The 9073-nt window shown below is 46.4% G+C and carries 8 protein-coding genes; 3 read left to right on the top strand and 5 right to left on the bottom strand.

The features are described 5' to 3' along the window. Positions 1-618, bottom strand: a 618-nt coding sequence (locus tag HRU42_RS19245; protein ID WP_295033497.1) for a GPO family capsid scaffolding protein, incomplete at its 3' end; no start/stop codon positions are given. A 208-nt stretch (positions 619-826) separates the two neighbouring features. Between HRU42_RS19245 and HRU42_RS19250 the strand changes: the two genes are divergently transcribed. Next, positions 827-2617: a terminase family protein gene (locus HRU42_RS19250; RefSeq protein ID WP_295033499.1), complete on the top strand. Its 1791-nt coding sequence runs from the start codon at positions 827-829 to the stop codon at positions 2615-2617. Next, entirely contained in the window at positions 2599-3630 is a 1032-nt protein-coding gene (locus tag HRU42_RS19255) for a phage portal protein (protein WP_295033501.1), read from the top strand. The genes HRU42_RS19250 and HRU42_RS19255 overlap by 19 nt, the downstream gene beginning before the upstream one ends. Before the next feature lie 91 nt (positions 3631-3721). On the opposite strand, the gene HRU42_RS19260 is transcribed toward HRU42_RS19255, so the two are convergent. Further along, a complete protein-coding gene (locus HRU42_RS19260) occupies positions 3722-4639 on the bottom strand; it encodes a hypothetical protein (RefSeq protein WP_295033503.1) in 918 nt (305 codons plus the stop codon). 159 nt (positions 4640-4798) lie between these two features. Between HRU42_RS19260 and HRU42_RS19265 the strand changes: the two genes are divergently transcribed. Next, complete coding sequence (locus tag HRU42_RS19265; RefSeq protein ID WP_295033505.1) at positions 4799-5050, top strand: ogr/Delta-like zinc finger family protein; 252 nt, start codon at positions 4799-4801, stop codon at positions 5048-5050. Here HRU42_RS19265 and HRU42_RS19270 read toward each other — a convergent pair. The 3 genes from HRU42_RS19270 to HRU42_RS19280 all read right to left on the bottom strand — a co-directional run. Further along, positions 4974-5186, bottom strand: a complete 213-nt coding sequence (locus HRU42_RS19270; protein WP_295033510.1) for a hypothetical protein — start codon at positions 5184-5186, stop codon at positions 4974-4976. The two genes, HRU42_RS19265 and HRU42_RS19270, sit on opposite strands and share 77 nt — an antisense overlap. A 91-nt stretch (positions 5187-5277) precedes the next feature. Beyond that, positions 5278-6753, bottom strand: coding sequence for a DNA cytosine methyltransferase (locus tag HRU42_RS19275; RefSeq protein WP_295033508.1), 1476 nt, complete (start codon positions 6751-6753; stop codon positions 5278-5280). Positions 6754-6802: 49 nt separating this feature from the next. Continuing rightward, positions 6803-9073 (bottom strand): replication endonuclease (locus HRU42_RS19280; RefSeq protein WP_295033507.1); only part of this gene is annotated, 2271 nt, incomplete at its 5' end.

Genomic DNA, 9073 nt, shown 5'->3' on the forward strand with positions numbered 1-9073 from the left:
TGTAAATTGGCCCATCAAGGCTTCAAACTGTTCTTTGTTCATGGGTTCTTCCTCAGAAGGTTCGGGTGCCAGATCTGGCGAATTAGATTTAAAGAAGTTCTTCAAAATGCTGTAGAGGTGCTTCTCTTGCTTTGGCTGTTCGTCACTTTCGGCCTGTTCAACATCGGGATAACCGATAACCAGCTGTTCAGGCGCACCATATTGATGAGTATCAAAGCGTTCTTTAGTTGAGAACTTAAGGCGATCGGTACCTAAACTGGCTGGTTCATCAGTTACGCCCAAACCTGTGAGATAAGCTTTACCCGATTGAGCAAAGTTGGGGTCGAGTTCGATAGAGGTATATACCTTTTGGTCTTGCTCGTTAGCAGAGATCAGTTGGGTATTGGGTTTCAATTTGGCGAAAAGACGCAGCTTACCGTCTTGTTCTTCGGTTTTAACTTCGAGCACATCGCCCCAGGCACCATACCAACGACGATGATCCGGCCAGATACGTGCGCCATAATTTTTAGGGTCATAGGTTTCAGCAATGTCGACTAGCCATTGACGCTCAATTGGTACATTACGGAATGTCTGCCCTTCGGTGGCGATACGCACCCAATCTGTTTTCAACTGACTCATATTTGGCTCATCTGTGCTGGTTAATCGATAGTGATATCTGATTTAGGTGGCCAGCATAGCCAGATGAAATGCCCTTAGCACTGGGTTTAGTTCGGCTCAATTCGGATAGTGACCCGTATCCGAAACAAGCCGAACTTTAGTCCGTTATAGGCTTGAAACTAATGAATACACTGGGGCCAGTTTTCATTTGTGTGAGCATCATTAACCCTTGGCTAAATACTCTCCCGAAATACGCGAAGCAGCAAAACGGCTCTATTTAAGACGCTGGACCCCGGAAGAGATCCGTCTTGAACTTGAATTCCCCAATAGCCGAATTGTTTATTACTGGGCAGATAAGTACAGCTGGCGCGATATGCTGCGCGAGGAGGAGGTCGACGAGGCGATAGCCCGCCGTATTGTGCTGTTAACCGATATATCTGAAAAGTCGGGCATGCAGATCAAAGAGCTGGATATGCTTATCGAAAAGCATGTGAAGCTGAAAAAGCAGCGTGCAACACTCGAACGAGCAGCAGCTGGTGAACAGGATACCCAAGGCGGCAAGAGGTCGGGAAATAAAGGCTCAAGCGAGGAAGCGCAGCAAAGAGGCAAGCGCAAAGGGCGTAAACGTAAGAATGATGTGAGTCATCTCTCCGCCGATGACTTTGCCCCCTGGTTCGCCACCCTGTTCGAATACCAGAAGACCATGCATGAGAATTTGCATCAGCGTATTCGTAATATTCTCAAGTCACGCCAGATAGGTGCCACCTATTATTTTGCCGGTGAGGCGTTCGAACAGGCTGTATTAACCGGGGACCCGCAAATATTCCTGTCGGCCTCCCGAGCCCAGGCTGAAGTGTTCCGCACTTATATTGTCTGCATTGCCCAAGAGTTTTTTGAAATTGAGTTGACCGGTAACCCGATTGTGCTGCATACCGCCCACGGTGATGCAGAGCTGCGTTTCTTAAGTACCAACAGTAAAACTGCTCAGTCTTACCACGGCCATGTATATGTGGATGAATACTTCTGGATCGGCAAGTTCGATGTGCTCAACAAACTTGCATCAGCCATGGCAACCCATAAGAAGTGGCGCAAGACTTACTTTTCAACCCCATCGACCAAAGCTCACCCCGCTTATACCTTCTGGACGGGGGATCACTGGCGCAGGGGAAAAGCAGACCGCGAATATATTGAGTTTCCCACCTTCGACGAATGCCGCGACAATGGCCGCTTGTGCCCGGATAAGCAGTGGCGCTATGTGGTCACCATCGAGGACGCTGTGCGCGGGGGCTGTCAGCTGTTCGATATCGATGAGCTGCGCGACGAGTACAACGACGATGATTTTAATAACTTGTTTATGTGCATCTTTGTCGATGATGCCGACTCGGTATTTAAGTTTAGTGATTTAGAAAAATGCATGGGCGATGCAGATCATTGGACCGACTTTAAACCCAAGAACCCGAGGCCATTTGCCAGTCGTGAGGTTTGGCTAGGCTATGATCCGTCACGAACGCGCGACAATGCCACCTTGGTGGTGCTAGCGCCGCCCATTAAAAAGGGCGAGAAATTCCGCGTACTGGAGAAACATGCCTGGCGCGGTTTGAACTTTCAGCATCACGTTGCCGAGATACAGAAGATTTTTGCCCGGTACCACGTGACCTACATTGGTGTCGACACCACGGGCATAGGCGCGGGAGTATTTGACCTGATACAAACCCTTTACCCACGCGAAGCCATGGCGATTCATTACAGCGTCAGCAGTAAAATCCGCCTGGTACTCAAGATGATTGATGTGGTACAGGCGAGCCGGATCAGCTGGGATGCCTGCCACAAAGATATCGGCATGAGCTTTTTATCGATTCGTAAAACCAATACCGCCAGCGGCGACAACATGACATTTAAAGCAGGCCGAGATCAAACCACTGGCCATGCTGACGTATTCTTCGCGATTGCCCACGCGGTAATTAACGAGCCACTTAACCACGCACAAAAAGGTAAATCCACATGGTCCCTGTCGAGATAGCTGCCAATGATGCTGCCAATAATACAGAAGGTAACGAGTCTACTGAGCAGACTAATGCCCCTGTGGTTTTCAGCTTGCCCGAAACCGTGATGCCTAACATGTGGCTCACCGATTATGACTCACTGTATTACAACCAGATGGATGATTACTGGGAGCCACCTGTCGATCGGCATCTGTTGGCGAACCTAACCCGCCGCAATGCCCAACATGGCGGCATAGTGCAGAGCCGCGCCAATATGGCCGCAAGCCGTTATGTCTCCGGCGGCTTGAGCGTACAAGATGTTGAAGCGGCTTTTTTGAACCAGATACAATTTGGCGATGTGGCACTGCTCAAGATCCGCAACGGTTTTCGCCAGGTAGTACGATTGTTCCCTCTCCCCAGCTACCGCACTCGGGTAGCCAAAGACGGTGGCGCCGTAGTACTCGAGCGCAATCAGCAGTTGAAACGCTACAAGGCCAAAGATGTGATCTGGGTGCGCCAGTATGATCCAGTACAGCAAATCTATGGTTGCCCCGATTATCTCGGTGGACTGCAGGCCGCACTACTTAACGAGGATGCCACCCTGTTTCGTCGTAAGTACTTTCTCAATGGCGCCCACATGGGTTTCATCATGTATGCCACCGACCCGAACCTGGACCCCGAAGTTGAACAGGAGATCAAAGAGAAGATTCAAGACAGCAAGGGCGTGGGTAACTTCAAGAGTCTGTTTGTCAATATTCCTAACGGTAAAGAGAAAGGCCTGCAGATCATCCCGGTAGGTAACTTCGAATCTAAAGATGAGTTTATGAACGTGAAGAACGTCAGCGCCCAGGACGTACTCAACGCCCACAGATTCCCGCCCGGATTAGCCGGCATCATTCCCGCCAACACCGCAGGCCTTGGCGACCCGGCCAAATATGATGAGGTTTACTTTAAGAATGAGACTAAGCCGCTAATCAAGAAGATGATAAATGCGGTAGCGCAAGATCCGGAAGTCGGCGGCAAGTTGGAGCTGGTGTTTGATTTGGGTTGAGAGCCCTATCGACGTACTTGGGGTTGACGTTACACTGTCCTATGTCGCAGTAGCCAAAGGCAAAACTGCGACAATTTTCAAATAAAATCATTTATGCCTTTGATGACTCTTTCCCTAGTATAAATCCTGCTATTCCACCAAGTAGAGCTGATAACTCTTTACTTTCTAAAATCCCCATAATACCAAACAAAATTATTGCAATAATAACTAAAAATAAAGTTATGAATTTTATTCCATTTTCCCCTGAAAAAACCTTAACTGCAATTTCATTATTTTTATAGGAAATATAAAAAAAACCAATTATAACAATAGCCACTAGAACGCAGAAGGCAAAAGTAACTGACACCCTAAACATCATCCTCCTTTTTTCCAGGTCCAAAACATTAGTTATTTCACTTTCGATTTGATACAAGTGTTCTTGTATCAAGCTGACTTTTCCCTCTTTAATTCTTACTAGTTCCTGAATATGAGTTACCTTACTCAAGGCATATTCATTATCATTATACTCAGTCTGGTATTGGTACAATTCAGTTTCCAAACCAACTAACTTTACATCTAAAAACCTCCCACCATTAATTGGGAAAAGTGATTCTGAAATGTCATGTGATATTTTGTTTGAATCACCAAAATATTTTTCCATAAGGTTATTTTTACTTTTATTGCTATCAGAATTTTCAATCAAATCAATAGATTTTTTAACTTCCTTGATTTTTTCATCAGTTGAATATTGATTTTCATAAGCTAATTTGATTTTTTCACTCAATTCACCTTTACTCGGATATTTTACAAGTTCGGCTTTTAAAGAAGACAGATTAGCTTCTTCAATTTGGAGCGTTCTATAGTATTTCTCACGAAGTGTGCTTAGCTGTTCGAAATCAAGTCCAGAAAGAATCATAGTCTTAGGAAGTACGATCCCCCCCTCATTTTCAATGCTTTTTGAAAAGGTTGCTATAGGTAAAAAAACTAACCCTATTAGCAAAATACGTAGCAGAATCCTTTGCATTTCCATTATTCCTTATTCCTTATTCCTAAAAAGCACCACGCCCACAACTTAACACGATAGCAACAAATTGGATATTTTAAATATACACAACACGGTACAAGTACCTGTTCAAAAAAACAGTGTTTTGTCGTAAACTAAGCAGATTAAAACAATTGGGAGATTGTGATGCGGGTACTTTGTCCAGGCTGTGGTTCTGTTGCGATAATTGGAAAAACAAATCGGCTGAGTCTGGCCCATGCCGATTTGTATTGCTCATGCTCTGATCCAGAATGTGGCCACACATTCGTGACAAATCTGAGTTTCAGTCACACGTTAAGCCCGAGCTCTCGAACGTCCAGTGCTATTGTGTCGGAACTGGCTCGTGCCCTCTCCCCCGTTCAACGTCAGCAGCTCCAACAGGAACTGAATCTGTTGTGATGTATTGCTGTTCATATACAGCCAATACATCCGCGATAATTGCATTACATACATCCTTTTCAGCCTCAGTATCTAGGTTAGGAAACAGACCATTCAACAGGTCCACTTTCTGGTAAAGCATAGATTCATCAGTCATTTTCTAATTCCATAATTGACACACTCATAATAGTGCCTCTCCTATTATCTACACATTTATCAACGGGGTACGCGATTTCACTAGAGTAGTACTAAGCCACTTCTTCGATTTGTACAGGCTCACAGTAATTAGCCATGACCAGTGCTTTAGCCAACAAAGGCGGTACCGAGTTACCGCACCTGGCCACCTGTTTAGCTTTTGAATACTTCTTACCTGTGTGGTCAACATCGATGATGTAATCACTCGGGAAGGACTGAGCGGCAAATAGTTCATGGGGCTCAAGCATACGCATGCCGATATCGACGATTTGATAGGCTTCACCTTTAACCATGACTAAACCGAAGCAATCACCGGTTCGAATTGTGTGCAAAGGTTCGTTAAGTGTTTGACCAACTCCGGTGCCGTAGTACTTCATTAAGAACGCGCGCACTTCACCAATATGATTACCACCTGCTGTGATGGTATGAACTGGTTCATCAGTAGGGAAACCGATATTAGTCCCACGCATTTTCACCATGCTGCTGGTCACTAATTGAGACTTACCCCCACCACCTGCTGTGACTGTTCCCAATGGCGAGTCAATTGAATGACCCACACTATTACCAAACTGGCGACAGATAACTGGTGAAACCAAAGCAAAATGACCACCTTTCACCTGGGCGCAAATGGTCCGTAAAGGTTCATCTGCTGGCATGTTGCGTTGGCTGCTGGCGTTAGCGAACTCGGTAATGAAAGGAACAATTCTGGCTTCAGAAGGGGCAATGAATGGTTCACTAGCATCGATAACAAACTTCTGGATCCCTTTGGCAATACGCTGCATGGTTTTTTCAGCCAGAGGTCTTTTGCGATTAAATATTGATTTGCATGGAATAGACCAATCGATCACATCCTCCGCTGCGGTTCGCCATGGTTTAAGCACTTTACCGTTAACCGGCTGCTTTTTCGGATTGCCATGTGTTGGTGCTGGCCATGTGATTGGCTGGCCGTCACATCGAGCCACTAAGAAAAATCGTTTTCTGATTGTAGCGCAAGCATGATCACTGGCGATTAATTGCTTCCACTCTACTTTATAACCATGCTGGCGCAGCTGATGCACGAAACTGTGGAAGGTCTTCCCCTTTCTCTTCGGGCAAGGTCTGCCATCGGCTATCGGTCCCCAGGTGACAAACTCTTCTACATTCTCAAGCATGATAATACGCGGGCGAACGGTAGCAGCCCAACGCAAAGTCACCCATGCCAAACCCCGGATTTTCTTCTCTACTGGTTTACCGCCTGCAGCTTTAGAGAAGTGTTTGCAATCCGGGCTAAACCAAGCCAAACCGACCGGGCGACCACCACACACTTTAACGGGATCAACATCCCACACAGATTCACAGTAATGTTTAGTTAAAGGATGATTGGTCTTGTGCATCGCAATCGCATCAGGATCATGATTAATGGCGATATCAACCGGACGGCCAATCGCTAGCTCAATACCAGTAGAAGCACCGCCACCACCTGCAAAATTATCAATAATCAACTCATGCTGGTCTAAGTTGAATGAAAACTGATTATCCCCTCTAAACATCACACTCCCCTTACGCATTGAATTATTGTCTTGTGCTAAAACCTGTTTATTAGAAGTAATCAAATTCACTCTCCTCAAGATCAAACAACCGCTCAAACTGCAACTGGCCGTTACTCACCCACCAAATTCGACCAGCATCAGTAAAGATCCTTAAACCACTGGCAAGCTGTTCAAGCGTATATTTATCAACAACACCGTGAGAGGCGAGATATCGCAACGACTCTTCAGAGAATACGGCCGCTTGGCCTCCCAAAACGGCATCTGTACAGTTATTCCCACAAGTCCGAGTATCGCCGCTGCCGCGACTCTTCAGTCCAGAGCCAAGCTGTTGCTTCCACTTGGGTATGGGTTTCTTATCCTCTTTGTTCTCGATAGCGGCGTTTTCTCTGAAGATAAGAGCACGCTCCTCTTTGAGCTTTTTATAGTTAACCTTCTCATCATCATTCATACCTCTGATGGTCCACTTCTCACCCCGGGTGATTAACGTTCTAATACTGGTTTCACCATCGGCTTGAGTAGCCAAAGCACATAGCCCAAGCACACGCTTGGTCATTTCACCGAACTCGTTGCCGCATTCGGTCTCTTCATATTCGAGTTTGATTGGATTAACGGCCAAGGCCTCTTCAAAAGCTTTCCAATTTGAACTGTCGGCTGCAGCTCTAGCGGGTTCGATACCTGCTGGCTGCGGGCACTCTTTCAGCCTTCTGAGTTCACGCCATACTTGGACAGAGGAAGAACCAAAGAATTGAAACTGGCGCAAACGGTGACGGCTGGCCCATGCTGCGGCATTGGCGGCGCCATCGTGAGCCAGCAAGCCAGATTCAAAATCTAACTCCCCTTGCATGTGCTCACCTTTGATATTTTTCGACAGATATTTGATGATGTAACCAACCGCTGAACCCTTGGATTTATCGATATTTTCTATCTCGAGTCGGTGCTCTGCGGCTCCCTCTTCATGGCCATCGACTTCAAATGCATACTTGGTCAATAATTCTTTAAGCACATCGGCTTTGTCCGGGTGAACGAAGATCAGCATATGCCAGTGCGGGGTGCCGTCTTTGTGCGGCTCACTGACTCGCAGCCCCTGAATTTTGATTTTTCGATATGACAAGGCAGAGCGAATCTTTCGCCATTGCCCGGACAAATAGGCTTGAGTGAAACGAGGGCTTTCACAGTTCCATTTATCTGAGTTGAAGTGGTACTTACTAGGGGCCGTAAGCGTAACCATATAACCCACCTGGCCAGACTCTTCGGCAACTTCTTCAAGGCCGCGAGCCCTAACGATTAGCTCAACAAAACGATTGGCAGGATTTGCCGAGCCAGCCATAGCCGCATCAATAAGCGGTAAGATCACCCCGGCCTCAGATTCAATCATGGTGTTCTCTAACCACTCACGACCGCTCTTTTGCTGCTCACACCATTCGTTAAAACTCTCACGGCTAAGGTATGGGCTGTTTTCACCCACTAAACCTGCAGCGATATTCAGATGCTCACAGCACTGATCGCGTAGGGTTCGCAGTTTATTGAGCCACCACTTTGGGCTGGTCATACGTAAAATGGCGCACTCTGCCGCCTCGATGATCTGATTATTTTTTACATCAGAATAATATGGGGGATTAACTTGCCACTGCTGACACACTCCAGCTGCTGCGTCATAGGCATTAAAAAAGGCAATATCACCATGATTCAGGCTGGCCGCATCTTTAACTTCATCGAGAACGGTTAAGGCCAGGCGATTGGCCACATCTTTGAGGCGCTTGCTCTTGCGATACTTGATTAACTCGAACCCACCATAATGAGTGGTTCGCTTGCCGTTACTCTCGTTAACATGTTGTGAGGTGAATCTATCGAAACTACCAATATTGTGAAACGGGTATTTAAGCCAAACCTGGTTGATAAAGTCGGTTGTCTTTCTCAAATAGATATTGGCGCTTCGAACATTTTGCGAGCCGTCTTTTTTGGTAAGTCGGCGCTGATACTCTTCGGCTATCTTAATGCGGATCTTATTAGGCAGATGACTCAGACGAGCATTGGCGAAACTGCGGTTACTATTAAGTACCGCATGATTGGGCGAAACCTCATCGAGTAAAGCGTTAACCTCTTTAAGTGCCTGGTGTGCATTGGCGCCCTTTGGCAGTTCAGCTGTTTTATAGCCATCAAGAAAGTTGAGCTCTTGGTACTGCTCAGCAGTGAACACCTTTATCTTTTGAACAGGTAAAGTGTGCGGTTTGAAAATGCACTTCCTGCCTTTTGGCGGTACTTTAACTAATCCAGAAAAAAGAGCCGAGGGCAAAGCCTCGGACTGTGGGGATAGTGTAGG

It is taken from the genome of Shewanella sp. (assembly GCF_013214165.1).
In the GTDB taxonomy this organism is placed as follows: domain Bacteria; phylum Pseudomonadota; class Gammaproteobacteria; order Enterobacterales; family Shewanellaceae; genus Shewanella.

Bases quoted from the DNA above. Each gene is read 5' to 3' on its own strand.
- HRU42_RS19255 (WP_295033501.1), top strand. From the start codon at position 2,599: ATGGTCCCTGTCGAGATAGCTGCCAATGATGCTGCCAATAATACAGAA.
- HRU42_RS19260 (WP_295033503.1), bottom strand. From the start codon at position 4,639: ATGGAAATGCAAAGGATTCTGCTACGTATTTTGCTAATAGGGTTAGTT.
- HRU42_RS19265 (WP_295033505.1), top strand. From the start codon at position 4,799: ATGCGGGTACTTTGTCCAGGCTGTGGTTCTGTTGCGATAATTGGAAAA.
- HRU42_RS19270 (WP_295033510.1), bottom strand. From the start codon at position 5,186: ATGACTGATGAATCTATGCTTTACCAGAAAGTGGACCTGTTGAATGGT.
- HRU42_RS19275 (WP_295033508.1), bottom strand. From the start codon at position 6,753: ATGTTTAGAGGGGATAATCAGTTTTCATTCAACTTAGACCAGCATGAG.